This is a genomic window from Lentzea atacamensis (genome assembly GCF_003269295.1).
Lineage (GTDB): Bacteria > Actinomycetota > Actinomycetes > Mycobacteriales > Pseudonocardiaceae > Lentzea > Lentzea atacamensis.
On record NZ_QLTT01000005.1, the window covers coordinates 118,643 to 144,958 of the forward strand.

The 26,316-nt window shown below is 69.7% G+C and carries 19 protein-coding genes and 1 pseudogene; 9 read left to right on the top strand and 11 right to left on the bottom strand.

Annotated elements, in window-relative coordinates; translation table 11 throughout:
* Positions 1 to 28 precede the first annotated feature (28 nt).
* Positions 29 to 637 (bottom strand): mycothiol-dependent nitroreductase Rv2466c family protein, encoded by a 609-nt coding sequence (locus tag C8D87_RS23145; RefSeq protein ID WP_109640796.1) that lies wholly within the window; start codon positions 635 to 637, stop codon positions 29 to 31.
* 163 nt (positions 638 to 800) lie between these two features.
* Between C8D87_RS23145 and pepN the strand changes: the two genes are divergently transcribed.
* The 4 genes from pepN (at position 801) to C8D87_RS23160 (ending at position 5,786) form a co-directional block, all read left to right on the top strand.
* Positions 801 to 3,362, top strand: a complete 2,562-nt coding sequence (gene pepN / locus C8D87_RS23150; protein WP_112228347.1) for an aminopeptidase N — start codon at positions 801 to 803, stop codon at positions 3,360 to 3,362.
* Between the two features lie 72 nt (positions 3,363 to 3,434).
* On the top strand, positions 3,435 to 4,277 hold the full coding sequence (locus tag C8D87_RS47885) for a hypothetical protein (RefSeq protein WP_233442244.1): 843 nt from the start codon (positions 3,435 to 3,437) through the stop codon (positions 4,275 to 4,277).
* Positions 4,274 to 5,158 (top strand): barstar family protein, encoded by an 885-nt coding sequence (locus C8D87_RS23155; RefSeq protein ID WP_233442245.1) that lies wholly within the window; start codon positions 4,274 to 4,276, stop codon positions 5,156 to 5,158. Before C8D87_RS47885 ends, C8D87_RS23155 begins: the two co-directional genes overlap by 4 nt.
* On the top strand, positions 5,148 to 5,786 hold the full coding sequence (locus tag C8D87_RS23160; RefSeq protein ID WP_211337659.1) for a GNAT family N-acetyltransferase: 639 nt from the start codon (positions 5,148 to 5,150) through the stop codon (positions 5,784 to 5,786). Before C8D87_RS23155 ends, C8D87_RS23160 begins: the two co-directional genes overlap by 11 nt.
* 42 nt (positions 5,787 to 5,828) lie before the next feature.
* Here C8D87_RS23160 and C8D87_RS23165 read toward each other — a convergent pair whose 3' ends face one another.
* Genes C8D87_RS23165 through C8D87_RS23175 form a run of 3 tightly spaced genes read right to left on the bottom strand, consistent with a single transcriptional unit; the run spans position 5,829 to position 7,763 of the window.
* Positions 5,829 to 6,308: a DUF5130 family protein gene (locus C8D87_RS23165; protein WP_109640793.1), complete on the bottom strand. Its 480-nt coding sequence runs from the start codon at positions 6,306 to 6,308 to the stop codon at positions 5,829 to 5,831.
* Positions 6,295 to 6,540: an aa3-type cytochrome oxidase subunit CtaJ gene (gene ctaJ, locus C8D87_RS23170; protein WP_109640792.1), complete on the bottom strand. Its 246-nt coding sequence runs from the start codon at positions 6,538 to 6,540 to the stop codon at positions 6,295 to 6,297. The genes C8D87_RS23165 and ctaJ overlap by 14 nt, the downstream gene beginning before the upstream one ends.
* Positions 6,541 to 6,560: 20 nt before the next feature.
* Positions 6,561 to 7,763, bottom strand: coding sequence for an MFS transporter (locus C8D87_RS23175; protein WP_112228349.1), 1,203 nt, complete (start codon positions 7,761 to 7,763; stop codon positions 6,561 to 6,563).
* Positions 7,764 to 7,979: 216 nt separating this feature from the next.
* On the opposite strand from C8D87_RS23175, the gene C8D87_RS23180 reads away from it, so the two are divergent.
* Positions 7,980 to 8,648 carry a DUF2345 domain-containing protein gene (locus C8D87_RS23180; RefSeq protein ID WP_233442246.1) on the top strand — a complete coding sequence of 223 codons (669 nt, stop codon included), beginning with the start codon at positions 7,980 to 7,982 and terminating at the stop codon, positions 8,646 to 8,648.
* A gap of 14 nt (positions 8,649 to 8,662) precedes the next feature.
* On the opposite strand, the gene C8D87_RS23185 is transcribed toward C8D87_RS23180, so the two are convergent.
* The gene (locus tag C8D87_RS23185; protein ID WP_233442247.1) at positions 8,663 to 9,331 is read right to left on the bottom strand and encodes an HNH endonuclease; all 669 of its coding nucleotides are present in this window, start codon (positions 9,329 to 9,331) and stop codon (positions 8,663 to 8,665) included.
* A gap of 151 nt (positions 9,332 to 9,482) precedes the next feature.
* Between C8D87_RS23185 and C8D87_RS23190 the strand changes: the two genes are divergently transcribed.
* From C8D87_RS23190 to C8D87_RS23205, 4 genes are all read left to right on the top strand, one after another.
* Positions 9,483 to 11,579: a prolyl oligopeptidase family serine peptidase gene (locus C8D87_RS23190; RefSeq protein ID WP_233440134.1), complete on the top strand. Its 2,097-nt coding sequence runs from the start codon at positions 9,483 to 9,485 to the stop codon at positions 11,577 to 11,579.
* Between the two features lie 85 nt (positions 11,580 to 11,664).
* The gene (locus C8D87_RS23195; protein ID WP_233440141.1) at positions 11,665 to 12,495 is read left to right on the top strand and encodes a mechanosensitive ion channel family protein; all 831 of its coding nucleotides are present in this window, start codon (positions 11,665 to 11,667) and stop codon (positions 12,493 to 12,495) included.
* A gap of 139 nt (positions 12,496 to 12,634) precedes the next feature.
* Positions 12,635 to 13,018 (top strand): globin, encoded by a 384-nt coding sequence (locus tag C8D87_RS23200; protein ID WP_233440133.1) that lies wholly within the window; start codon positions 12,635 to 12,637, stop codon positions 13,016 to 13,018.
* 57 nt (positions 13,019 to 13,075) lie between these two features.
* Entirely contained in the window at positions 13,076 to 14,668 is a 1,593-nt protein-coding gene (locus tag C8D87_RS23205) for a glycoside hydrolase family 13 protein (RefSeq protein WP_109640785.1), read from the top strand.
* A gap of 22 nt (positions 14,669 to 14,690) precedes the next feature.
* Here C8D87_RS23205 and C8D87_RS47025 read toward each other — a convergent pair whose 3' ends face one another.
* The 6 genes and pseudogenes from C8D87_RS47025 to C8D87_RS23230 all read right to left on the bottom strand — a co-directional run bounded on the left by C8D87_RS47025 (position 14,691) and on the right by C8D87_RS23230 (position 26,299).
* On the bottom strand, positions 14,691 to 14,957 hold the full coding sequence (locus C8D87_RS47025; protein WP_215732487.1) for a hypothetical protein: 267 nt from the start codon (positions 14,955 to 14,957) through the stop codon (positions 14,691 to 14,693).
* Positions 14,840 to 15,729 (bottom strand): annotated as a pseudogene (locus tag C8D87_RS47890) (low temperature requirement protein A). The gene C8D87_RS47025 and the pseudogene C8D87_RS47890 overlap by 118 nt, the downstream one beginning before the upstream one ends.
* Before the next feature lie 71 nt (positions 15,730 to 15,800).
* Positions 15,801 to 16,427, bottom strand: a complete 627-nt coding sequence (locus C8D87_RS23215; RefSeq protein ID WP_109640878.1) for a hypothetical protein — start codon at positions 16,425 to 16,427, stop codon at positions 15,801 to 15,803.
* On the bottom strand, positions 16,420 to 16,851 hold the full coding sequence (locus tag C8D87_RS23220; protein WP_109640782.1) for an acyl-CoA thioesterase: 432 nt from the start codon (positions 16,849 to 16,851) through the stop codon (positions 16,420 to 16,422). The genes C8D87_RS23215 and C8D87_RS23220 overlap by 8 nt, the downstream gene beginning before the upstream one ends.
* Positions 16,852 to 16,991: 140 nt before the next feature.
* Positions 16,992 to 21,932 (bottom strand): NAD-glutamate dehydrogenase, encoded by a 4,941-nt coding sequence (locus C8D87_RS23225; RefSeq protein ID WP_112228351.1) that lies wholly within the window; start codon positions 21,930 to 21,932, stop codon positions 16,992 to 16,994.
* Positions 21,933 to 22,369: 437 nt separating this feature from the next.
* Positions 22,370 to 26,299, bottom strand: a complete 3,930-nt coding sequence (locus tag C8D87_RS23230) for a hypothetical protein (protein WP_112228352.1) — start codon at positions 26,297 to 26,299, stop codon at positions 22,370 to 22,372.
* Positions 26,300 to 26,316 lie beyond the last annotated feature (17 nt).

Consider the following 26,316-nt stretch of genomic DNA (forward strand, 5'->3'; position numbering starts at 1 on the left):
GACGTTGGCGAGCACCACCGACAAAAACTCAGCTGAAGTCGAGGTCGCCCGTGCGCGTCCGCTTCAGCTCGAAGAAGTACGGGAAGCCGGCGAGCATCCGGGCGCCGTCGAAGATCGTGCCCGCCTCCTCGCCCCGCGGGATCTTGGTCAGCACCGGGCCGAAGAACGCGACGCCGTCGATGTGGATCGTGGGCGTGCCGACGTCCATGCCGACCGGGTCCATGCCGCGGTGGTGACTCGCCTTCAGCTCCTCGTCGAACTCGGTCGAGGTCGCGGCCTCTGCGAGCTCCGCGGGGAGCCCGGCGTCGGCCAGTGACAGCTTGATGACCTCGTCGAAGTCCTTGTTGCCCTCGTTGTGGATCCGGGTGCCCATCGCGGTGTACAGCGCCGGCAGCGCCTCGTTGCCGAACTTCTGCTCAGCCGCGATGGCGACGCGGACCGGACCCCAGCCCTTGGTCATGAGCTCCTTGTACTGCTCCGGCAGGTCCCGCCCCTCGTTCAGCACGGAAAGACTCATCACGTGGAAGCTCAGGTCGATGTCGCGGACCTTCTCCACCTCGAGGATCCACCGGGAGGTGATCCAGGCGAACGGACAAAGAGGGTCGAAGTAGAAGTCGACCTTCGCCTTGTCGGCCATGCGTGCCCCTTCAGTGACGGTGAGTGGGGTTATCGCCCCATCAGCCCAACGAGATCACCCTGTCATCTCTTCCCGTACGCCGGTTCCGTGATTGGATGCGGGAGTCATAACCATTCCCGACGACGTCAGCGCGTAACCACACGCGCGGCAGACGAGGTGACCAGTGGCCGCGCCCAACCTCACCCGCGACCAGGCTCAGGAACGTGCTGAGCTGCTGGAAGTGGAGTCCTACCGGATCGAGCTGGACCTGACCGACGGCGGCGGAAAGCCGGGTTCGGACACGTTCCGCTCCACCACCACCGTGGTGTTCCGCAGCCGGACTCCGGGTGCTTCCTCGTGGATCGACATCGTGGCGGCGACCGTGCACCGCGCTGTGCTGAACGGCAGCGAGCTCGACGTCTCCGAGTACCGCGAGGAGGACGGCGTCAAGCTGCCGGACCTCGCGGAGACCAACGAGCTCACCATCGAGGCCGACTGCCGGTACATGAACACCGGAGAGGGCCTGCACCGGTTCGTCGACCCGGTCGACGGCGGCGTGTACCTGTACTCGCAGTTCGAGACCGCGGACGCCAAGCGCATGTTCGCGTGCTTCGACCAGCCGGACCTGAAGTCCGTCTACTCCATGAAGGTGACGGCGCCCGCGGACTGGAAGGTGATCTCGAACAGCGAGATCATCGCCACCGAGGACGGCGAGGGCGGCTCGGACGTGCACACGTTCGCCACCACCAAGCCGATGTCGACCTACATCGTGGCGCTGGTCGCCGGTCCGTACGCGGAGTGGCGCGACGAGTTCGTCGAGGGCGACTTCAGGATCCCGCTCGGCATCTACTGCCGTGCCTCGCTCGCTCCGCACATGGACCACGAGCGGCTCTTCACCGAGACCAAGCAGGGCTTCGGGTTCTTCCACAAGGCCTTCGGGGTGCAGTACCCGTTCGGCAAGTACGACCAGTGCTTCGTGCCGGAGTTCAACGCGGGCGCGATGGAGAACGCGGGCTGCGTCACGTTCCTGGAGGACTACGTCTTCCGCAGCCGGGTCACCCGCTACCTCTACGAGCGGCGCGCGGAGACCGTGCTGCACGAGATGGCTCACATGTGGTTCGGCGACCTCGTGACCATGCGCTGGTGGGACGACCTGTGGCTGAACGAGTCGTTCGCCACCTGGGCGTCCGTGCTCGCGCAGGCGGAGGCCACCGAGTACCGCCAGGCGTGGACGACGTTCGCGAAGATCGAGAAGTCGTGGGCGTACCGGCAAGACCAGCTGCCCTCGACGCACCCGGTCGCCGCGGACATCTCCGACGTGCAGGCGGTCGAGGTCAACTTCGACGGCATCACCTACGCCAAGGGCGCTTCCGTGCTGAAGCAGCTCGTCGCGTACGTCGGGCTGGAGAACTTCCTGGCGGGCCTGCGGGTCTACTTCGCCAAGCACGCCTGGGGCAACGCGACGCTCGCGGACCTGCTGGGCGCGCTGGAGGAGGCGTCCGGCCGCGACCTGTCGTGGTGGAGCGCGCAGTGGCTGGAGACGACCGGCCTGAACCTGTTGCGCCCCAAGTTCACCGTTGACGCACAGGGCCGGTTCACCGAGTTCGCCGTGCTGCAGGGCGGCGCGCGTCCGGGTGCCGGGGAACTGCGCACGCACCGCATCGCGATCGGTGTCTACGACGACGACGGCTCCGGCAAGCTGGTCCGCACGCACCGCCACGAGCTGGACGTGACGGGTGACCGCACCGAGGTGCCCGAGCTCGTCGGCGTCCACCGCGGCAAGATCGTGCTGGTCAACGACGACGACCTCACGTACTGCACCATGCGCCTCGACCCGGACTCGCTGGCCGCGCTGATCGACCACATCTCCGACATCGCCGAGCCGCTGCCGCGCACGCTGTGCTGGTCGGCCGCGTGGGAGATGACCCGCGAAGCCGAGCTGAAGGCCCGCGACTTCGTGAACCTGGTGCTCGGCGGTCTGCACGCCGAGTCCGAGGTCGGTGTGGTGCAACGGCTTCTGCTGCAGGCCCAGACGTCGCTGTCGTCCTACGCGGACGACTCGTGGCGCGGCGAGGGCTGGCGCCGGTTCGTGGCCAGGACGCTGGAGCTGGCCCAGGCCGCCGAGCCGGGTTCCGACCACCAGCTGGCGTTCGTGAACGCGCTGGCGTCGTCCGTGCTGGACGAGTCCACTTTGGACGTGCTGCGCGGCTGGTACGACGGAAGCGCCGTGCTCGAGGGCCTGGACGTCGACACCGACCTGCGCTGGCGCCTGCTGCAGGCCCTGGTGGCACACGGCAAGGCGGACCTGCCGGAGATCAACGCCGAGGAGGAGCGCGACCCGACCGCCACCGGCCACCGCCGCGCGCAGCAGGCCCGTGCGCTGCGCCCGACGATCGAGGCCAAGGACGAGGCCTGGGACCGCGCGGTGAACGACGACGACCTGCCCAACGCGGTCAGCGAGGCGATCATCGCCGGTATCTCCCACCCCGGCCAGAAGGAGCTGCTCGCGCCGTACGTCGAGCGTTACTTCGCCGACGTGAAGGGCGTGTGGGACCGCCGCACCTCCGAGCGCGCGCAGTCCATGGTGGTCGGCATGTTCCCGGCCTGGTCGATCGCGAAGTCCACTGTGGAGGCCGCGGACGCGTGGCTCGCGGGCGACCACCCGCCTGCCCTGCGCCGCCTGGTCTCCGAGGGCCGCGCGGGCATCGTGCGTGCCCTGGCGGCGCAGGAGTTCGACCGCTCCTGAAATTCGCTGTGCGACGAAGGCCCCGTGACGCTTTGATGGCGGCACGGGGTCTTCCCGTTTCTTGGGGGTGTTTTGTTCCGCTACGAGGTCGTGCACTGGTACGAGGACGACCACGACGAGATCGTGGAAGTGCTGGCCCGCGCCGTCGACACCGACGGGTTGTTCGCCAGGCCGCGACCGGGCGACCGGGAACGCGTGGTGCTGCGCGGCTGCCCGCCGAGCTTCGCCGGCCTCACGGGCAACTGCATGCTCGAAATCGGCACCGACGATGAATGGCAGTGGTGGAGCCTTGAGGACCTGGTGGTCCACGGCACCGTGCCGGACGGCGATCTGATCGACGTGGTGGCCAGCGCGGAGGTGCGCCTGGTCGACGACGGCCCTGGGCTCGGACCGTGCTGCAACCTCTCCACAGCTGGTGCCCGCGTGGGCGGATGCCGTGGGGTGGACGGGTTTCCGCGGCAGTGGGAAGGACTCGACTGGCCACCGGTGGCGTTGATCGGCGTCGACCACCCGGAACGCATCCGGCCACTGGACCGCCGCAAGCACAGCTGGGCGGGTGGCGAGCGACTGCACGCCCTGGACAGGCACGGCCACGTCATGGCGAAGGTGCCGATCGACCTGGACGTCGCTTCGGTGACGCCCTCCGCGCTGGGCGACGGGCTCTTCGACGTCGTGCTCGATCAGTCGGACTCGGAGGAACGGCCAGATCCGTCGCACGGGCGGTGTGGGACCTGTGGCGCGAAGGCGTTCCGGCGGAACGCAACCTGTGGGCGCCTTTCGACACGGCCGGCCGCCGGGCGTGGAGCAGGCTCACCCTCCAGAGGCTCGAGAAGTCCGCCGCAGACCAGGTCGGCGGCGTCTACCACCTCGACGGTCGCCACGTCACCGACGAACCGGGCCTGCACCTTGCGATGAGCGAGGCGTTGCTCGGCCCCGGCCACTACTTCGGCTGGGGCTACGACGCGCTCGCCGACTGCCTCTGCGGTGGCTTCGGCGTGCGACCGCCGTTCACGCTGGTCTGGAACGACGCGCAGGTGGCCCACGGCGCGATCCGCGACCACTTCCTGCTGGTCCTCGAGCTGATGCGACGCTCCGGCATCACGGTCGAGCTGAAGTCTCCCTCCACTTTGGACGGCGTGACCGGACTGGACCGGCGTCTGGCGTTCGGCGCACTCGTGACCAGCTGGGTCGCCGGTTACACCAAAGCCGCCGACCTGTCCGCGGAGCCGTTCGCCGACTCGTGGATCGTGCGCGGCGATCAACAGGACAGGCAGGTCGAGCGCGTTGTCACCGACGAGGCCGGCACCGACTGGCATGTCGGGAAGATGTGGAAGGGCGACTGGATCACCGTGCCGACGACCGCACCGGACGAGATGACCGCGCGCCTCATGGACGCGGGCCTGGAGATGCGTCCGCGTGAGACGTTCATGCGACGGTCTCTCACCGACCACCCGGCGCCGGAACCACCCGCCGGCTACACGATCGAGGTGAGTCGCGAGGACGTCGTCATCGACGTCCGGCTGCTCTTCGAGGGCACCGAAGCCGCGAGTGGACGAATGGCCGTGGTGGACTCGGATGCCGTACCGCACCGCGTTTTCACGACACCAGCGCACCGGCGTCAGGGGCTCGGTAGCGTCGTGATGGGTGTGCTCGCACGGGAAGCAGCGGCGGCTGGAGCGGTGGACGGGCTGCTGTTCGCGACCGCGGACGGGCTGCCGCTGTACCGGAAACTCGGCTGGGAAATCGTTTCCGACGTCGTGATCGCGTCGAACACCAAGGGGAAGCATGATCGGTGAACTGGTGGAGCGCTGGCACCACGGCTGGATCACGGCCGACGGCCTGACGTCCGAGTACCGCGACGGCTACCTGGTCGTCCACGTGAACCGGCCGCGCAGGAAGTACGAGTGGATTGCCACGGACGACGCGGAAACCGCGGCCATGGCCGCGATCGTCGCCGCGACAGCGGAGCCGAACTGGTTGAGCGTGCCGACGAACGCGCCGCAGAAGACGACCGCGGCGATCGAAGCCGCCGGGCTGGTCGTGGCCCGGCCGGACGAGACGTTCATGCGGTGCTCGCTCGCCGGACACCCGCGGTTCGACCCGCCGGCGGGCTATGCCGTGGAGGTGAGGAGGAATCCGGTCATCGGGGTGCGGGTGCTGACCCCGGACGGCGAGGAAGCGGCGAGCGGGCTGATGGCCGTCGTCGGGGAAGACGCTGTCGCGCACCGCATCGAGACCGCGGAGGCACACCGGCGGCGAGGGCTCGGCAGCGTCGTCATGGGCACGCTGGTGCGGGAAGCGCTGAAGGACGGGGCGGCGAACGGGTTGCTGTTCTCCTCGACCGACGGCGTGCACCTCTACCGCAGGCTCGGCTGGGAGAAGATCTCCGGCCTCGTGGTGGCGCGCAACGAGGTCAGCCCGTAGAAAGGCCCCCGGCGCGATCGCCGGGGGCCTTCTCGGTGCAGATCAGGAACGCGGTGCGTTGCCCGCCTGGTCGGTCAGCATGCGCAGGCCAGACACGAGGCCGCCCGCGAGGTCGCCCTCCTTGAAGGACGCCACCATGCTCATCACCGCGAGCTTGGCGCCGCGGTCGGCGATGCGGCGGTGCGACTCCTCGCCCGTCACGATCTCGACGACGCGCTCGCCCGGCGACACGGCCACGAGGACGTGGTGCGACGGACGGTCGGTGGAGGCGTGCAGCTCTTCGGCGCGCTCACGCGAGGACGAGCCGAGCTCGCCCAGGTAAACGCTGAAGTCCAGGCCCGTGGTGCGGCTGGAGAGCGTCAGCGCCTCGTCCAGCTGCGCGAGCTGGGCCGGCGTGAACGGCAGCTCCGGCGCGTGCGGCTCGTACATCTTCGCGACGGAGACACGGCCGCTGTTCGTCACGACCGCGCCGAGGGGCAGCGTCGACGGGTCGACGGCCTCGATCGCCTTACCAGTTGCCACGGGCGCCTCCCTTGGCGGTCGAGCCCGACGTGGCGGGCTCGGCGGTGCTGTGGTGGTGCACGCTCAGCCCCGCGGGGTTCGCGCTCCACCACACCGGGGCGTAGCCCCACTCCTGGCCGGGCCGGTACCGGGGAATCCGGGTGGCCTTTGGCCTCACCGTCAGCAGCGCGATCACGCCGTACAGAGCCAGCGGGATCAGCGCGAAGACGAGGACGGTCTCCACGATGGTCACGGCGGGTACGGTAGCCGAACTCAGCCGCGCGTGAGCGGCCGGGCCAGCGTGATCGCGGTCAATCCCACGATCGTGCCCGCCACGACGTAGACGGCCCCCAGCGACGTCCACGACGCCAGCGGTCCGGCGAGGCCCGCGCCCAGCGGCGACAGACCCCACGCCAGCACGCGGTACGCGCTCGTCACGCGGCCCATCATCGGGCCTGGTGTGAGCCGTTGGCGGCGGGTCGCGGACAGCACGTTCCAGCCCGCGGACGCGACGCCGAAGAGCACGCACGCGAGCACGGCCACCACCAGCCACGGCACGAGGCCGAACAACGCGAACGCGGCACCCAGCAGCGCCAGGAACCCGACCATCACCCGCCCGGCACCCCACCGGGACGCGAGCCGCGGGGAGACCCAGGCGCCTAGCAGAGCACCGGCCGCCATGCACACGACCAGGCCGGGAACCACCGGTTCGGCGAGGCGGAGCACCTGGATGGAGTAGAGCGCCAGCATGGCGTTGACAGCCGCTGCACAGAGAGCTGTGATTGCGACCGCAACTACCAGTGACCGCAGACCAGGGGTCCGCAGCAGGAACCGCGCGCCCTCCACCAGCTGCCCGCGAAGATCGCCCCCAGATCGCTCTGGAGCGACGTCTGGCACGCGGGACACCAGCAGGGCGGCGACGACGAAGGAGGCGGCGTCCAGCGCGAAACAGGCGGCCGGCGCCCACCAGAACAGGACCGCGGCGGCCAGCGGACCGGCGAGGTCCATGCCGACCGTCTCGACCGCGACGAACCTGCCGTTCGCCGCCTCCAGGTCGTCCGGCCCCGCCAGTTCGACGAGGAGGACCTGTGACGCCGAGTCCGCGAACGTCTCGGCGGAGGTCAGCACGAAAGCTGTGGCGCACAGGACGAGGACCGTCGCGTGTCCGGTGTGGACCGCCAGCGCGAGCAGTCCGGTCACCCCGGCGCGCAGCCAATGTGCCACCACGACAACGGTTCGGGGCCGCCAGCGGTCCACGAGCACCCCGGCGGGCAGCGCGATGAGCAACCACGGCAGCGTCGTGGCGACGGCCACCGCGGACACGGCGAGCGGGCTGCGGGTGCTCGCGGCGGTGAACAAGGGCAGCGCGACGATGCGCACGCCGTCCCCGACGAGCGACACCGCCCAGGCGCCCGTGAGCGCTCGGAAACCACGTCCGTGCAGGCCATTCGCGGTATGACGCACGTCACGTTCCATCAGTTTGAACGCTACAGAGCGTGTCCATACCGGCCAGTAGAGGCAATGAGTGCTCTCGTGCGGCGCAGCGGTTACACCCGGTCAGGCCTCACCCGGTCGGATGCGAACGGGTGCCGGTTTGGGGTCTTGTTCCCGGAACACCCACCTCTTAGCTTTTCACCTATACGGGTCTTGCGCACCCGCCCCGAGAGTCCTGGAGGACACAAAATGTTCACGATGACCCGCCCCCAGGCCCTGTCCATCACTCTTCCGAGCTACAAGGACGATTCAGTGCGTATCACGGCAAGTGACTCCGTTCGCATCACGGCGAGCGACTCCGTTCGGATCACTGCGGCCGATTCGGTGCGCATCACTGCCGCAGACTCGGTGCGGATCACGATGGCAGACTCGGTCCGCATCACGGCGAGCGATTCGGTCAGGATCACGATGTCCGATTCGGTGCGAATCACTGCGCGTGAGGACTCCGTTCGGATCACCGCGCGGCAGGACTCGGTCAGGATCACGGCGCGTGAGGACTCGGTTCGCATCACGGCGAGCGACTCCGTCCGGATCACGATGGACGACTCGGTCCGGATCACGGCCCAGGACTCGGTGCGCATCACCATGGACGACTCGGTCCGGATCACGGCTCAGGACTCGGTGCGCATCACCATGGACGACTCGGTCCGGATCACGGCCCAGGACTCGGTGCGCATCACCATGGACGACTCCGTGCGCATCACCGCGCACGACGACAGCGTCCGCATCACGGCCCAGGACAGCGTCCGCATCACGATGGACGACTCCGTGCGCATCACGGCACACGACGACAGCGTCCGCATCACGGCACTCGACGACTCGGTGCGCATCACGGCGCGCCAGGACGACTTCTCCCTCGCGGCCTGACCCGACCAGGCAGATCAGGCCGCGGGTTCACCCAGGTACGGCAACCACTGCGGATCAGCCTCGGCCACGCCGGCGAGCAACCGCCAGTGCGGGCCACGTGGCGCCGCGGGCACGACGCGCAGCCGCCACCCCAGTTCGGACAGCAGTTTGTCCGCCTTGCGGTGGTTGCACTTCGCGCAGCAGGCGACGCAGTTGGTCCAGGTGTGAGGTCCGCCACGCGAGCGCGGCACGACGTGGTCGATCGTCTCGGCCCGCCCGCCGCAGTAGGCGCAGCGATAACGGTCGCGGTGCATGAGCCCGGCACGGGTCATCGGCACGCGACCGCGATAGGGAACGCGAACGTACGTGCTCAGCCGGATCACGGACGGCACGAGCACCTCGGACTTCGACGAGTGCAGCACCAGCCCTGAGGCGTCTCCGTGCACGACCTCGGCTTTGCCGCACACCACCAGCACGACCGCCCGGCGCAGTGACAACGCCGTGAGCGGCTCGAACGTGGCGTTCAGCAGCAGGACCTTGCGTCTTCCCCAGGGGAAAACCGCCGGCGTCTGACCGGAACCTTCCCCGTCTCGATCCCCATCGGGCACTGCCCGCAGCTCGGCCTGTTTTCGGCATGGGGGGACCGTCGACGCCATCTCGCCTGGTGGCGAGGCGCCGATAGGGGTCGGTTGTCGGTCTGGCACGCGACCACCTCCACCGGTTCAGCCATAGGAGACCACACTTACCAGCAAAAAATCACGTGTGATAAGTGACGCGTCATGGATGTGTGATCGAACTGAAGGTGAACCAGCTCCCTATCGGAGATGGTTTTCATCACCCGCTACTCTTGACAAGGTGACAGAGGCACCCTCCACCCCCTTGCCTGCGACGGTCTCCTACCCGGTCGCGGAGCGGCTAAACCTCGTCGAGCAGATCCACGGTCGTGACGTGGCCGACCCGTACCGCTGGCTCGAGGACACGAGCGACCCGCGCACGGAGGCGTGGTCGCAGGCGCAGGACGTGCTCGCACGCTCCTGGTTGGACGCGATGCCCGGCCGTGCGCGCCTGGACGACCGGCTGAAGGAGCTGATGCGCACGGGGTCGGTGTCCATCCCGGCCTGGCGCGCGGGCAGGGCGTTCTTCACCCGCCGCGGCCCCGAGCAGGACCACCCCGTCGTCATGGTGCGCGAGACCGACGGCACCGAACGCGTGCTGGTCGACGTGAGCGCGCTCGACCCGTCCGGCAAGACCACGCTGGACGGTTGGTCGCCCAGCCTCGAGGGCACGCGCCTCGCGTACCAGGTGTCGATCGGCGGCAACGAGCACTCGCTGCTGCACGTCGTCGACGTCGAGTCCGGCGAGCTCATCGAGGGGCCGATCGACCGGTGCCGCTACTCCGCCATCGGCTGGCTGCCCGGTGGCGAGGAGTTCTACTACGTGCGCCAGCTCGACCCGGCGCTGCTGCCCGAGGACGAGAAGCTCTTCCACCGCCGCGTGTGGCGCCACCGCGTGGGCGCCGACCCCGCCACGGACCTCAACGTGCACGGTGACGGCCTCGGCCACACCTACTACTACGGCCTCAACCTGTCGCAGGACGGCCGCTGGCTCGTCGTCAACGGCGCCCCCACCACGATGCGGCACGACTCGGTGTGGATCGCCGACCTGCACGGCGACGGCGAGCTCAGGCCGATCATCCTGTCCGAGGCCGGTGAGCGCTGCGAGGCGTTCGTCGCGCGTGACGGCAAGCTCTACCTGCATACCTCGCTGAACGCACCGCGGCTGCGCCTGTGCGTGGCGGACCCGGCCAACCCCACCGAGTGGACCGAGCTCATCAGCGAGGAAAAGGACTCCGTGCTGGACGGTGTGCGCTGGCTGAACGGCGACCTCGTCGTCCTGCGCACCCGGCACGCGGTGTCCGAACTGCACCTGCACGACGCCGCGACCGGCGCGCACAAGCAGGTGATTCCGCTGCCCGGAACGGGTTCGGTGCACGGCATGTCCGTTGTGGACGCCGCCACCGGCCACGACCAGGACACGGTGTGGTTCGGGTGGACCGACTTCGTGACACCGCAGTCGGTGTACCGGTTCTCCGCGTCCACCGGCGAAACCGTGCTGCACGAGGCTGCTCCCGGCCGGGTCGAGCTGCCGTCCGTGACGACGCAGCAGATCGCGTACACGTCCAAGGACGGCACGACGGTCCGCATGTTCGTCGTGAGCGGTGAGCAGAAGCCCGACCTGCCCCGTCCCGCGCTGGTCACCGGCTACGGCGGCTTCGCGATCGGCCGCGGCCCCGGCTACGGCGCGACCACGCTGGCCTGGGTGGAAGCGGGCGGCGTGTGGGTGCACGTGTCGTTGCGCGGCGGCGACGAGGAAGGCGAGGAGTGGCACGTCGCCGGCATGCGTGCCAACAAGCAGAACGTGTTCGACGACTTCCACGCCGCCGCCGAGCGGTTGATCAGGGACGGCTGGACCACACCGCAGCAGCTCGCCATCATGGGCGGCTCCAACGGCGGTCTGCTCGTCGGCGCCGCCCTCACCCAGCGTCCCGAGCTCTACGCGGCCGTGGTGTGCTCAGCGCCACTGCTCGACATGGTGCGCTACGAGAAGTTCCTGCTCGGACGGTTGTGGGCCGAGGAATACGGCAGCGCGAGCGTTTCCGAGGAGCTCGACTGGCTGTTGTCCTACTCTCCGTACCACCGCGTGGAAGCCGATGTTGAGTACCCTTCGGTGCTGTTCACGGTGTTCGAGTCGGATTCTCGTGTGGACCCCAACCACGCCAGGAAGATGTGCGCGGCACTGCAGCACGCTTCGACAAGCGATCCGGCCAAGCACCCGGTGCTGATCCGCCGCGAGACCGAGGTCGGTCACGCGGGCAGGTCGGTCAGCCGGACCGTCGCTCTCGCCGTGGACCAGTTGACGTTCCTGGCCAATGCCACGGGCATGGAGTTGTAGGAGGCACGACCACGTGACGAGTCCAGTGGATGACGTCGCGAACAAGACCGCGCAGGCGGTCGGGTTCTTCGAGAAGTACGGCCCGATGATCCTGACGGGCGCGATCAAGATCGTCGTGATCCTGATCGTCGCCATGGTGCTCAGGGCCATGCTTCGCAAGGTCATCGACCGGATCACCACCCCCGGCAAGGAAGGCAAGAAGCCGGGGCTGCTCAAGCCGTTGCGCGAGAGGGCGCCCCAGGCGCTCGGAAACCTGATCTCCGAGCGCAGGGAGCAGCGCGCCAAGACGATCGGCTCGGTGCTGAAGTCCGTCGTCACGATCATGATCTTCGGAATAGCGTTCCTGGAGATCATGATCGTGGTCGGCATGGACATCACGCCGATCCTGACCTCGGCGGGCATCCTGGGCGTCGCGCTCGGCTTCGGCGCCCAGAACCTGGTCAAGGACTTCCTGTCCGGCATGTTCATGCTGTTGGAGGACCAGTACGGCGTCGGCGACGTCGTGGACCTGGGCCCTGCGACCGGCACCGTCGAGGCCGTCGCGCTGCGCACCACGACGATCCGGGACACGAGCGGCACCGTCTGGTACGTCCGCAACGGCGAGATCCTGCGCGTCGGCAACTCGTCGCAGGGCTTCGCGGTCGCCGTCGTCGACCTGCCGCTGAGCTACGGCGCGAACCTCGCGGAGGCCACCCAGGTGCTCGAGCGCAAGGTCGCCGAGGTGGCGGAGAAGGATCCGGTCAAGTCGGACATCACGGCCAAGCCCGACGTCCTCGGTGTCGAGAAGTTCACGCCGGACGGCATCACGTTGCGCGTGACCGTGAAGACGCGGCCCGGCCGGCAGTGGGCGGTCCAGCGTAACCTGCGCGCGCAGCTGATGCCCGCGCTGGAGGAGGCCGGCTTCACCGCCAAGTAAGACGCACGCGGCGCCGGGTGAGTTAGAACACCCATTCGAGACGATGATCACTCGGCGTCCTGCCAGCTCACGCCTGTGTGGCGGAACCAATAGCCGGGGCGGCCTGCGGGCGGTGGCTCGCGTGAGTCAGGATGGTTGTGTGGGCAACCCGGTGAGCTTCTTCGAACAGGTCGGTGGCGAGGAGACGTTCCACCGCATCGTGGCGCGCTTCTACAAAGAGGTGAAGGCCGACGACGTCCTGCTGCCCCTGTACCCGGAAGAGGACCTCGGACCTGCGGAGGAGCGCCTGCGGCTGTTCCTCATGCAGTACTGGGGCGGCCCCCACACCTACTCGGAGAACCGGGGCCACCCGAGGCTGCGGATGCGTCACGCGCCGTTCAAGATCGGACCGATCGAACGCGACGCGTGGCTGCGCTGCATGCGGATCGCCGTCGACGAGGCAGGGCTCGACGAGGCCCACCGCAAGCAGCTCTGGGACTACCTGGAGATGGCCGCGAACAGCCTGATGAACAGCTGGTCTTGATCGCCCGTCACCCGATCGGTCCCTTTCGCAGCGAGACGAATGGCAGGATGACTCCCCGTGCGACGATCCTCCGACCTCACTCCCGAGATCGCCGAAGAGTCCGCCTGGTGGCGTGACGCCGTCTTCTACCAGGTGTACGTGCGTTCCTTCGCCGACTCCAACGGCGACGGCGTGGGCGACCTCGACGGCATCCGGTCCCGCCTCGGCTACCTGGAACTGCTCGGTGTCGACGCCCTGTGGCTCACCCCGTTCTACCGCTCGCCCATGGCCGACCACGGCTACGACGTCGCGGACCCGCGCGACGTGGACCCGCTGTTCGGCGACCTGGCCGCGTTCGACCGGCTGGTCGCGGACGCGCACGAGCACAACATCCGCGTGACCGTCGACCTGGTCCCGAACCACACGAGCGACCTGCACGAGTGGTTCCAGGAGGCGCTGCAGGCCGGCCCCGGCAGCATGGAGCGTTCGCGCTACATCTTCCGCGAGGGCCGCGGCTTCGACGGCTCCCAGCCGCCGAACAACTGGGTCTCCGTCTTCGGCGGCCCCGCCTGGACCCGCGTGCCCGACGGCCAGTGGTACCTGCACCTCTTCGCGCCCGAGCAGCCCGACCTCAACTGGGACCACCCGGAGGTCCGCGCCGACCTGGAGCACACGCTGCGCTTCTGGCTGGACCGCGGCGTCGACGGCTTCCGCATCGACGTGGCGCACGGCATGGCCAAGCCGGAAGGCCTGCCGGACATGGAGATCCGGGTGCAGGTTCCCGGCGTGCTGTCCGACGACGTCCACGACCCGCGCTTCGACAACGACGGCGTGCACGAGATCCACCGCATGATCCGCAAGGTCATGGACGGCTATCCCGGCACCATGGCGGTCGGCGAGATCTGGGTGAAGGACGACGAGCGCTTCGCCGCCTACGTCCGTCCCGACGAGCTGCACCTGGGCTTCAACTTCCGCCTGGTCGAGGCGGGCTTCGACGCCGACGCGGTCCGTTCCGCGATCGAGCACTCGCTGGGCGCGGTGGCCCTCGCCGGTACGCCCGCCACGTGGACGCTGTCCAACCACGACGTCGTGCGCCACGTGACGCGCTACGGCGGTGGCGCCCTGGGCGAGCAGCGGGCCCGTGCGATGACGCTGGTCGAGCTCGCGCTGCCGGGCGTGATCTACCTCTACAACGGCGAAGAGCTCGGCCTGCCGAACGTGGAGCTGCCGGACTGGGCCCTGCAGGACCCGACCTGGGAGCGTTCCGGCCGCACCGAGCGCGGCCGTGACGGCTGCCGCGTGCCGATCCCGTGGGAGGGCACCACGCCGCCGTTCGGGTTCTCCACGGCCGTCAACACCTGGCTGCCCCAGCCGAACGAGTGGGACCACCTCACGGCGGAAGCTCAGCTGGAGGACCCCGGTTCGATGCTGTCGCTGTACCGCCAGGCGCTCGAGCACCGGAAGTCCAACGCGGCTTTCGCGGGCGACGAGCTGGAGTGGTACGGCGCCCCGGCGGGCTGCTTCGCGTTCCGGCGCAAGGGTGGCGGCCTGATCTGCGCGCTGAACACGTCCGGTGCGTCGGTGCCGCTGCCGCCCGGTCAGGTGCTGCTGTCGTCCGGTCCGATGGACGGCGACCAGCTGCCTCCGGACACGGCGGTCTGGCTGGTCTGAGGCTGACGCCTCGGGTGTGGTCTCACGCCCGAGGCTTGTCCTCCGCCGCCAGCAGGACGCCGAACACCAGCACGAGGGTCGCGACCTGCGCGATGGCCAGCCACAGCCCGACCGGCACGGTGGCGAGCGCGGCGATGGCAGCGATGATCCGGAAGCGGTTGGCTCCGATCTTCAGCCGCCACCGGAAGTAGATCTGCCCGGCGAGGAAGAGCGCGGCTCCACCGCCGAGCGCCAGGGCTCCGCTGAGGTGCTCGGTGGCGTGCCCGATGGTCTCTTCACCCCGACGCACACGACGACCATGCCGAGCAGGAGCGGCGCATGCGCCCAGCCGAACGCCGACAGGGCCGCGCGGGCCCGGTCGGACGGCGCCATCGCCGCGAGGCTGTGCTCGGCGCGCAGGTCCTGCTCGCCGCCGAAGTGGCACCACCACAGCTGGTAGGCCAGCGCGAGACCCAGCAACGCCGCCACCACGAGCTACAGGTTGAGCGGTAGCCCAGCCGCGCCGATGCCGATCGCGATGATCACCACCAGTCCGTGCCGCTCGACGAAGTGGGCCGGCCTGATCCGGAACTCCCCGTGCCGCCGGTTGACGTACGGCGACACGATCATGAGCACGACCGCCGCCGACCAGGCGACCGCTCGCCAGGTGCTGGGCAGGAACCCGCCAGCGAACACCAGGCCCGCGGACCCGAGGTTGAACGGCGCCAGCCGCGCCATGGCCGCTGCCGAGCCCGGCCCGCCCGCCGAGATGAACAACCCGGAGTGCACCAGGTTCACGATCAGGTAGCCGACGCCGAAAGCGATCCCGGCCGCACCGAAGGCGTTCGGAATCGCCAGCGCGATGACCAGGAACCCGCCCATACCCGCGATGAGCAGCAGCCGTCGCACCGTGGTGTTCGGCGTGACGGCGTTCGTGAGCCAGACGTAGCCGAAGTACATCCAGAGGATCACGAACAGCATGATCACGACCTGCGCGAAGCCGAGCGGCGACGTGTCGTCGGCCAGGTCTTGGTCAGCTGCGTGATCGTGAAGACGAAGACCAGGTCGAAGAAGAGCTCCAGCGTCGAGACCTTGTACTCGCGTGCGGTTCGGCGGACACGCGCGACATCGTGCCGCGATCATCCGCTCCGAATCAGACGATCAACGGCAGCATCGAGTGCCGGCGCCGGACCACCGCGCCGTACCTGGCGTCGATCCGCAGCCACGAGTCGGTCGCGGTGACCCGCACGTCGCCCTCCTCGCCGAGAAAACCCATGCCGGACAACGCGAACAGGCACCGCAGCGGAATCTTCACGTCCAACCCGGACCCGCTGACCGTCAGCACCGTCTGGTCCAGCAACGAGGCCGGCGGCGTGCCCTGCGGACCGGTGTTCTCCCGTGCCACGGCAACGCCCTCGTCCGCGAGCTTCGACACGACCTCGACCGGCAGCCGATCGACCATGAGCCAGCCCTCCGCGGGCGGCAGGGCCGAGCGCCACATCAGGTCCTTGGCGGGGCCGGGATCGATGCGCTCGTCGCGCATGACCGCGAGGCCCGTCAGCAGCTCCGATCCCGACACCGTGACGTCGGCCGGATTCGCCTGTCCCGCAACGGTTCGCGTGGCAAGCGTGTCGAACGGCGTGGCTACCCACGCGTCGAGCAGTTCTTCGTTGCGGTTGCGCAGCCGCACCACGGTCTGCCCGTCCAACCGCACGGCACGCGCCGCGAACGCTCCGAGATCGTCTCTCTCGGCCGCGTCGGCCAGCACCAGCTCAGGCACCATTACCCCCTGCTCGCCATCCGGCGAGGAAGTCGCGCTCGGCGTCGGTGAGACGACGCGGCCGCGCGGTGGTCACGTTGTAGGGCACCATGAGCGTCTCCGCCTTGGTGACCACGGGACTGTTCGCCTCCCGGCTGCCGCGCACCACGTAGTCGAGGGTGAACGACGCCGACTTCAGGTCCCGCACGGACATCTCGACCACGATGTCCTCGCCGGTGAAGACGATCGGCGCGAGGTAGTCGACGAAGAGCTTCGCCACGACCATCCCCTCCGCCATCTCCTTCACCCCGTGGCGGGCCGCCTCGGTGAACAGCAGCTCGATCCGGGCCTCTTCCAGCAACGTCACGGTGTTCGCGTGGTTGACGTGGCCGAACGCATCCATGTCCGACCAACGCGGTCGCACACCAGTGACGAAGACACCCATGCAGGGACCCTACCCAGCACCACGCCCACGTCACGAGCCGCCTCCTCGGCGGGCTGTTCGCACGGTGTTCGAGTCCGTGGTGCTCTGATACGCGTCGGGGCGCCGCGGAGGGATCTCCGCAGCGCCCCGTTCCGGCGTCTCTACCTGACCATGCTCCGCACCTGACGTGCGGCGACGGACAGGGTGGCCAGGTCCAGCTGGCGGACCCGGTTGATCTCTTCCAGCGCCCCGCGCGAGCGAGCCAGGCGGGAGGCGTTGGCCTGCTCCCACTTGGCGATCTTCTCGCTCGCCGTGTCGCCCAGGTCGCTCGCCCTCAGCACGTCGAGGGTGATGGCCCGCAGCGACGAGTAGAAGTCGTCGCGGAGAGCCAGGCGGGCCAGGGCGTGCCAGCGGTTGCCGCGCTCCAGGCTCGTCACCGAGTCCAGCATGTGGTCGATGTCGAGGTGGTCGGACAGCGCGAAGTACAGCTCGGCGGTCTCCCGGTGCGAGCGCTCCGGGCCCATGCCGGCGGACGGGCCGATCTCGCGTTCGGCCAGCTCGGCGATCTCGGTGACGTCGAGCAGGCCGTACATGTAGAGCAGCGCGGCGACCTTGCGGGCGAGCTCGGCAGGGACGCCCTGCTCGACGAACCCGTCCGCCTTGCCCGCGACCACGTCGTACTCCTTGCCCTGCAACAGGTCCAGGGCGGAGGGGCTGAGCTCGGAGACCACGCCGCGGAAGCGGTTGATCGTCGAGCCCACCGCGAGCGGCTGCGGGCGGTTGGAGAGCAGCCAGCGGGACGCGCGGTCCAGCAGGCGACGCGTCTCCAGCACCATGTTGTCCTGCACGGCCGTCGGCACCACGTTGTCCAGCGCCTGGATCTCACGCCAGATCGCGGGCAGGTCGAAGACCTCGGTGACCACGGCGTAGGCGCGGACCGCGTCGGTCGCCGACGCGCTCATCTCCTCGGCCAGGCGGAACGCGTAGGACACGCCGCCGCCGTCGACCACCTCGTTGACGACCACCGTCGTGATGATCTGCCTCGCCAGCGGGTGGTTCGGGATCGCCGCGCCGAAACGCTCGCGCAGCAGGGTCGGGAAGTAGTCCGGCAGCTTGTTCTTGAACGTGTCGATCGTCGGAATGTCGCTCTGGAGCAGCTCTTCCTTCAGGGTGAGCTTGGTGAACGCGAGCAGCGTCGCGAGCTCCGGCGAGGTGAGGCCGTCGCCGTTCTTCTCCAGCGCCTTGAACTCCGCCACGCTCGGCAGCGCCTCCAGCTCGCGGTTGAGCGCGCCGCGCGCCTCGAGGTCGGCCGTGAGCCGCGCGTGCACCGACAGCATCGGTGCGGCGTGCGCCCGGCTGACGCCGAGAACGTTGTTCTGCGAGTAGTTGTCGGCCAGCACGAGCTCGCCGACCTCGTCGGTCATCTCGCCGAGAACCTGGTTGCGCTGCTGCTGCTCCAGCGATCCCTCCCGGACCAGGTGGTCCAGCAGGATCTTGATGTTGACCTCGTGGTCGGAGCAGTCGACGCCGGCGGAGTTGTCGAGCGCGTCGGTGTTGACCTTGCCGCCGGTGCGCGCGAACTCGATGCGGCCGCGCTGGGTCAGGCCCAGGTTGCCGCCCTCGCCGATGACCTTGACCCGCAGGTCGGCGCCGTTGACGCGGATCGCGTCGTTGGCCTTGTCGCCGACGTCGGCGTGCGACTCGGTCGACGCCTTGACGTACGTGCCGATGCCGCCGTTCCAGAGCAGGTCGACCGGCGCGAGCAGGATCGCCTTCTTCAGCTCCGGCGGGGACAGCTTCACCACGCCTTCCGGCAGTCCCAGCGCGACGCGGGCCTGCTCGGAGATCGGGATCGACTTCGCCGACAGCGGGAAGATGCCGCCGCCCTCGCTGATCAGCGAGCGGTCGTAGTCGTCCCACGACGAACGCGGCACGTTGAACAACCGCACGCGCTCGGCGAACGACGTGGCGGCGACCGGGTTCGGGTCGATGAAGATGTGCCGGTGGTCGAACGCGGCCACGAGCCGGATGTGCTCGGACAGCATCATGCCGTTGCCGAAAACGTCACCGGACATGTCGCCGATGCCGACGACGGTGAACTCCTCGGTCTGCGTGTCCACACCGAGCTCGCGGAACGAGCGCTTCACGCTCTCCCACGCGCCCTTGGCCGTGATGCCCATGGCCTTGTGGTCGTAGCCGATCGAGCCACCGGAGGCGAACGCGTCGCCCAGCCAGAAGCCGTAGCTCTGGCTCACGCCGTTGGCGATGTCGGAGAACGTCGCGGTGCCCTTGTCCGCGGCCACCACCAGGTACGTGTCGTCGCCGTCGTAGCGCACGACCTGCGGCGCGGGCACGACCTCGTTGTTGATCAGATTGTCGGTGAGGTCGAGCAGTCCGGAGATGAACATCTTGTAGCAGGCGACGCCCTCGGACATGAAGTTCTCGCGGTCGATGCCGGGGTCGCCCGTCGCCGGGATCGGGCGCTTGACGACGAAGCCGCCCTTCGCGCCGACCGGCACGATCACCGCGTTCTTCACGGCCTGCGCCTTGACCAGGCCGAGGATCTCGGTGCGGAAGTCCTCGCGGCGGTCGGACCAGCGCAGACCACCACGCGCGACGCTGCCGAAGCGCAGGTGCACGCCCTCGATCCGCGGCGAGTACACGAAGATCTCGAACTTCGGCCGCGGCGCCGGCAGGTCCGGGATCGCCTGCGGGTCGAGCTTGACCGACAGGTACGGGCGGCCGTTGCCCTCCGCGTCGCGGAAGAAGTAGTTCGTCCGCAGCGTGGCGTTGATCAGCGTGAGCAGGCTGCGCAGGATCCGGTCCGCGTCGAGGCTCGTCACGTCGTCGATCAGCTTGCCGGTCTCGACGACCATCGTCTCGGTGCGGTCGGCGCGCGTGGCGTCGTCGAGCCGCGGGTCGAACCGGGCCTCGAACAACGCGACCAGCGCGATCGCCACGCTCGTGTGGCTGAGCACCGCGTCCTCGATGTAGTCCTGCGAGTACGGCGTGCCGGCCTGGCGCAGGTACTTCGCGTAGGCGCGGAGCATCGCGGCCTGCTGCCAGGTGAGCCCGGCCTGCAGCACCAGCGAGTTGAACCTGTCGACCTCGGCCTCACCGCGCCACACGGCGGCGAACGCGTTCTGGAACCGCTCGCGCACGTTCTCGAGGTCGGCCTCGGACAGCTGGGCCAGCGCGGCCTCGTTGATGCGCAGGCCGAAGTCGTAGATCCAGCACTGCACGCCGTCCTCGCGCGCGATCTCGTACGGCCGCTCGTCGACGACGATCACGCCCATGCGCTGCAGCATCGGCAGCACGTCGGACAGCGTGATGCCCTCACCGGTGACGAACAGCTTGAAGCGCCGCTCCCCCGGCTCGGCGTCCTCGGGCACGTAGAAGACCATGTCGAGGTCGCCCTCGGCGAGCGCCTCGATGCGCCGGTAGTCCTCAAGCCCGGTGCTCGCCGGGAAGTCCTCCTTGTAGGCCTCCGGGAACACCGAGGCGAACCGCTGCCCCTGCTCGGTGGCCGACTCGGCACCGACGCCGTCGTCACCGACGACGGCCTCGACCATGCGGTCGTCCCAGCTGCGCACGGCCTCGGCGAGCTTGTTCTGGATCGCCTGGGTGTCCGGCTCCAGCACGCGGGCCGGATCCGTGTGCACCATGAAGTGCACGCGGGCGAGAGCGGACTCGCCAATGCGCGCGCTGTACTCCAGGTTCAGGCCACCGAGCTCGGCGAGCAGCACCTCCTGCATCGCGAGGCGGCTCGTCGTCGTGTAGCGGTCGCGCGGCAGGTAGACCAGGCACGAGAAGAAGCGCCCGTACGGGTCACGCCGCAGGAACAGCCGCAGCCGCCGCCGTTCCGCGAGCGCGATGACGCCCGTCGTCGTCTGGTAGAGCGTGTCGGCGTCCACCGAGAACAGCTCGGTGCGCGGGTAGTTCTGGATCACCTCGAGCATCCGCTGCCCCGAGTAGGACTGCAGCGGGAAGCCGGCGCGGTGGATCACGTCGCGCACCCGGCGCTCGATCACGGGGATGTCGAGCACGTCCTCGTGCAGCGCCGTGGTGCTGAAGACACCGAGGAACCGGTGCTCACCGGAGACGTTGCCCTCGGCGTCGAACGTCTTCACGCCCACGTAGTAGGGGTAGACGCTGCGGTGCACGCTGCTCTGCGCACTCGCCTGGGTCAGCACCAGCAGCTCGGGGCTGAGCGCCTGCGCGCCGTTGTCCGGCCCTGCGGTGAGGCTGCGCGCCGCGAGGCTGTCCTGCCGCAGCACACCGAGCCCGCTCGCGAGCACGGCCCGCAGCGCGGGTTCGCCGTCCTCCCGCACCAGCTCGTACTGCCGGTAGCCCATGAAGGTGAAATGCCCGTCCGCGAGCCACTTGAGCAGCTTCGCGCCGTCCGTGGTGGCCTCGGACGAGTCCTTCTCGAGCTCGTCGGCCAGCTGCAACGCCGTCGACACCATGCGGTCGGTGTCCTCGACGACCTCGCGGACGTCGTTCAGCACCGTCAGCAGCCGGGTCTCCAGCTCACGCGCCCGATCGGGGTCGGTGATGAGGTCGACCTCGATGTTCATCCACGACTCGGCCAGCGCGTCGGCGGGCGGGTCGGACGGATCGGCGGTCGGCAGCACCTCGGTGCGCTCACCCGTCACCGGGTCACGCCGCACGACGACGATGGGGTGCACGACACGCTGCACCTGCACACCACCACGCGTGAGCTCGGACGCGACCGAGTCCACGAGGTAGGGCATGTCGTCGGTCACGACCTGAACCACGGTGACCGGGCACTGCCACCCGTCGGTGGCCCGTGTCGGGTTCAGAATGCGCACCACGGCGCGTCCGGGAACGCGGCTCTCAGCGAGCTGGTAGTTCGATCGCACCGCTCCGACCAGGTCCACCGGGTCGTCGTCGATGACTTCCTCGGCGGGCACGTGCCGGTAGAAGAGGCGGATCAGATCAGCGAGTTCGGGGGCATTGGCGGCGGCCCGTTCGATCAGCTCGTCACGGACCTGCTCAGGACTGGCCGGTCGACTCCCGCCATCCGCGGCGGTTACCGCGGAGACGTCGTCGGTTCGGGTCGGGGCTCCAGTCGAGGTCATCTTCAGGCGACTCCACGCTATCCGGCACCTCTGTGTGCCGGGTCCGCCCCCACCCTAGATGGGACTGGGGCCGTCACCGGCAACGGGAGGGGCACTGACGGACCACTGAATCGTGGGCTGAATCGAGTCACATCATCAGTGGCGACAAGGCGTTCCGCATGCTGGACCACCCGTCCACGGCGACGGCGGCGGGCGGCCCACGTCGATCCTCCGGATCATGGGCCCGGCGGCCTCTTCCTGGCCGCCGGACCGAAAAACTCACACGCCCGGCCGCACCCGGCCACCCGACCAGCGGGTGGGCCCCGGCACTCCGGGTGCACATGTCCCGGCTCCGGCATCACGTGCCTGCCGGCATCACACGTCCGGCTGGAAATGTGCTTCCGCTTCCGGCCGCGCCCGTTCCAGCAGATCTCGGAAACTCGACGACCGAATGCGGATCACATACCTGGCAGGGTCCACCCCGCGGGCCCGTCCGGCCGGACGGGACGGATGGGACCGGTGCTCTCGTTGTCCGGCGTGGCACCCACGGGGACGATCGGACCGGTCTTCTCCTGCTCTGATTCCGGCCGCTCAGCACCGAAGGGTGTCTCCGGGCCGGGCTGGGCAGCGGGTTCCGCCGAGGGCTGCTGCGTAAGGAAGTACGCCGGGGCGTCCGCAGGTTGTAAGACGGGCTGCTGCGACGCCCCTGGCCGGAACACGGAGTCGCTGGGCTGCGCCGCGCCGAACTGGCCAGGGCTGTAGAGCGAGTCCGCACCGGGCTGCTCGGCTTCGGGCCGTTGTGCCGAGTAAGGCTGGTCCGGCACGTCGGATTGCCCGGCGTCCGACCACTTCGAGGCGCTCAGGTCGGAGGCATCGAGCTGCTCCTCGTCGGAGCGGCGGCCGGTTTCGTAGGCGACGAGCGCTTCGGCGAGCAGGTCGGCGAGGCTGAGGTCGCTCGGCTTGCGGCGACTGCTGGGGCGGCCCGATCGGGTGCCGGACTCGTCCATCTCCGTGGCCGGCTCGCCGTCGGCCGGCGTGGTGAGGCCGGACTCGGCTGCCGCCTCGCTGTGCGTGGCGGTGCCGGGCTCGGTGGTGCCGAACTGTGGGGTGGAGTCCGGTTGGGTGGCCGGCTCGGACTCCGTGGAGAAGAAGTTGTACTCCGGAGGCGAGCCGGGCTGGGTGGGTGAGCCGAATCCGGTGCTGGAGGCCGGAGGTGCCGGATCGAAGCTGAGGCCGGTGGGAGAGCCCGCGTCCGAGCCGAACCCGGCACCCACGCCAGGATCGCCGGACACCCCCGAACCGAACCCGGCACCGGTCGCGGAGTCGGCAGACGCGGCTGATCCGACCCCGGTGCTTGCGGCGGGATCCGCGGACCTCGCGGCCGGATCGAAGCCGGTGTCCACGTCCGAGTTCCCGAAGCCGGTCGGGTCCGATGGGGTCGGCCGGCTCGCGCCGGTGGGGATGTTGGGTTGGGTGGCCGGCTCAGAACCGGCGCCGGTTCCCGGACCCGTGAACATCACCAGGTTGGAGCTGACGTCGTAGTCGGGCGCGATGTCGAAGTTGGCCCAAGCACCCGGATCTGGCTGGGGGCCCTGGTCGGTGGCGTCGGGCTGGGGGATTCGGCTGAACCCGGCGCCGGTGGGATCAGACTGCGCGGAAGGGCCGGGCTGGGCAGGCGTGGCCGGGTCGGGCTGGCCGACATGAGCCGACTGCGTGCCGAAAGTGGATTGCGGCCCGAAGTTCGTCTGCGCGCCGAACGTGGGCTGCGCGCCGAAGCTGGTCTGAGTCCCGAAGGTCTGTTGCGTGCTGAACCCGGTCTGCGTACCGAAGCTCGGCTGACCACCAGGGCTGGGCTGAGTGCCGAAGCCGGACTCCGCGCCGAACCCCGGCTGGGTGCCCTGGCCGGGCTGGGTGCCGTAGGCCTGATCTGAGGTGAGGTTCGTGCGGACCGGGGTGGTCGGGAGGGCGGAGGTGTCGTCCTCCCGCTCCACGTCCGCGGAGCTCAGGAACGTGCTGGAGAGCAGGTCCGGCTCCGGGGAGGGCGGGATCTCGTCCGGGGTGGGCACCGGCGGGATCGGGTCCGGGATAGGCGGGAACGGCTTGCGCTCCGGGTTCGGGGTGGGGTCCGGCGTCGGCTGGGCCGGGTCGGGGGGTTCCGCGGGGTCTGGGGACGGGATTGATGCCGTTGACCACTGCGGGGTGCTGAAGTCGAAGCTCGTGTAGTCCGGGGTGGGGAGCTTGCGCTCGTCCTGATCCGGCGGGGAGGTCGGGAAGCCGGCGGCCGGGGTGTGCAGCGGGTACGCCGGATCGTCGGTGTGGGGACCGAAGTCCGGGGCCGCTGGAGGGCGCGAGAACGCCGCGGCCAGGCCCGAGCGGGACGGTGTGTCCGCGGTGCTCGGGTCGGCGAAGTAGTCCGGGCCGGTTGAGGTCTCCGGCGCGGAGTGGGCGCCGGGGTCGGCGAAGTAGCTGGGCGACTGGTCGTCCTGGCGCAGGCGGGACGGTGGTTCGACTCGCCACGACGGGGTTTCCGGCTGGGCTTCGGTGTCCGGGGCTCGGCGTCGGCCGCCTGCTCGCAGGCCCTGGGCCTTGAGCATGTCCATGACGCTCTCCGGCTGGGCTCTGGAGGCCTCCTGGCGGGCCGCGGCCTGGCGGGCGGCCTCTTCGGCTGCCTCGCGTTCCATCCTGGCTTGGCGGGCGGCCGCTTCGGCTGCCTCGCGTTCTGCCGCGGCTCGTAGTTCGGCGCGGGCCTGGCGCTCTGCCTCGATCTGGCGGCGGGCCTCGCGCTGCAGCTCCATGAGCTGTTGCTCGACCTTGCGCTTGCGTTCCTGTTCCGGCGTCAGCGCAGGGGTTTCGGCAGGCGCGGGTGGTGGTGGTGGTGGTGTCGGGGCGGTGGCAGGGGTGGACGGCTGGTCGTCGTCGATCTCGCCCGCGGCCACTCGGGCGGCGCGGCGGCGGCCGCTCACCATGGCGCCCGCGGAGGCGATCAAGCCGGAGGCCGGGACTGTGCGGTCTGATGAGGATGCTGCTGGAGGTTGGGGTTCCACTGGGTCCGGAGTCTTGTCGTCGGGTTCGCCGAACGGCTGGACCATGCGCCACCGGTCGGCGGCGTGCTGGCGTGCCGCGGACAAACCCTCCACGGTCATGTCTTCGGCAGCTCTGCGGGCGCGCTTGACCTTCAGTCCGTCGCCCTTGCGGACCTGGACCGGGCGCCACTGGCGGAGCTGTTGTTTCAGTGCGGCGGACAGGATGCCGTCGGAGACCATCTGCATGCCGTCGATCGGGCGGAGCAGGCTCGCCAGCTGCTGGTGCAGGTCGGCCGGCTGGCGGTGGACGCCGGAGAACTCCGCGGCGAGGCGTGCGCGCACCGCGTAGACGGCGCGGGCCCGGCGGCGTTCGGCGGCGTGGGCGGAGCGCAGGTTCGTGAGCGCGTCGGCCAGGTCGCCGGACACCTCGTGCACGTGGGCCAGCGCCAGCAGGCTTTCCGCGAGGAGCGTGTCGAGCTGGTGGCGTTCTGCGCTCGCGGCGGCTTCGCGAAGCATTTCGCGGGCCAGCGCCACGCGCCCCGCCGGCAGGTGGACACGTGTGGCGAGAGCCAGGCGGAGCCAGCCCGTCGTCGACGCCGACGGTGCGCGCACCGGGCGGTCGAGCATCGGGGTGCCGACCTCGCTCGCGTCGAGGAGGCGGTTCGCGTCCATCAGCGCGAGCACCAGCTCCAGCGTGAGGCGGCCCATGCCCTGGCCGCTGTCCGCCGACGGGTCGGCGAACCGGCTGAGCAGGTCGAGGCCTTCGCGGGCGGCGCCGATGGCGGCGGCGATGTCGCCCCACCGGCGGTGCTGGGCCGCCTGCACCGCGCGGATCAGGCCGCGAAGCAGCAGGCGGGTGTCGTCGTCGAGCGTCGCGTCGGCGACGTAGAGCTGGTCCGCCTCCGCCAGCGCCTGCGTGGGTTCGTCGCCGCGGCCGACCGTGACGAGGCATTCGCTGGCCTGCACCAGCGCCGAGGCCCGCAGTTCCGCGGGCACGTCCGGCGCTTCCAGCACGGGCGTCACCGCGGCGAAACCCGTCAGCGGTGCTCCCACGGACCGCGCGCACGCCGCGAGTTCCACCCGCAGCAGCCACGCGGTCTCGTGTTCACCGGCGGTCTCGGCCGCCTTCAGCGCGTCGATCGCCCGGTCGGCGATGCGGACGCCGCGGCCGACGCGGTTGCCCGCGAAGACCACGACCGACTCCGCGCGGAGCCGATCGGCTTCGTCGTGACGGGCGGAGGCGAGCGCGAGTGCGCGCTCACCCAGCACCAGAGCGAGCTCCGGTGCCCGCCAACGCAGCCGCCAGGCGGGCACGACCAGCGTGCTCACCTCGACGTTCGCCTGCGTCTCGCCCCTCGCCGCCACGACGTCGCCGTTGCCCT

What these genes read in the sequence shown, in the direction of transcription:
- C8D87_RS23145 (WP_109640796.1), bottom strand. Translation starts at nt 637, where the DNA reads ATGGCCGACAAGGCGAAGGTCGACTTCTACTTCGACCCTCTTTGTCCG.
- C8D87_RS23155 (WP_233442245.1), top strand. Translation starts at nt 4,274, where the DNA reads ATGAGCGAGGCGTTGCTCGGCCCCGGCCACTACTTCGGCTGGGGCTAC.
- C8D87_RS23160 (WP_211337659.1), top strand. Translation starts at nt 5,148, where the DNA reads ATGATCGGTGAACTGGTGGAGCGCTGGCACCACGGCTGGATCACGGCC.
- C8D87_RS23175 (WP_112228349.1), bottom strand. Translation starts at nt 7,763, where the DNA reads ATGGAACGTGACGTGCGTCATACCGCGAATGGCCTGCACGGACGTGGT.
- C8D87_RS23180 (WP_233442246.1), top strand. Translation starts at nt 7,980, where the DNA reads ATGACCCGCCCCCAGGCCCTGTCCATCACTCTTCCGAGCTACAAGGAC.
- C8D87_RS23195 (WP_233440141.1), top strand. Translation starts at nt 11,665, where the DNA reads ATGATCCTGACGGGCGCGATCAAGATCGTCGTGATCCTGATCGTCGCC.
- C8D87_RS23220 (WP_109640782.1), bottom strand. Translation starts at nt 16,851, where the DNA reads ATGGGTGTCTTCGTCACTGGTGTGCGACCGCGTTGGTCGGACATGGAT.
- C8D87_RS23225 (WP_112228351.1), bottom strand. Translation starts at nt 21,932, where the DNA reads ATGACCTCGACTGGAGCCCCGACCCGAACCGACGACGTCTCCGCGGTA.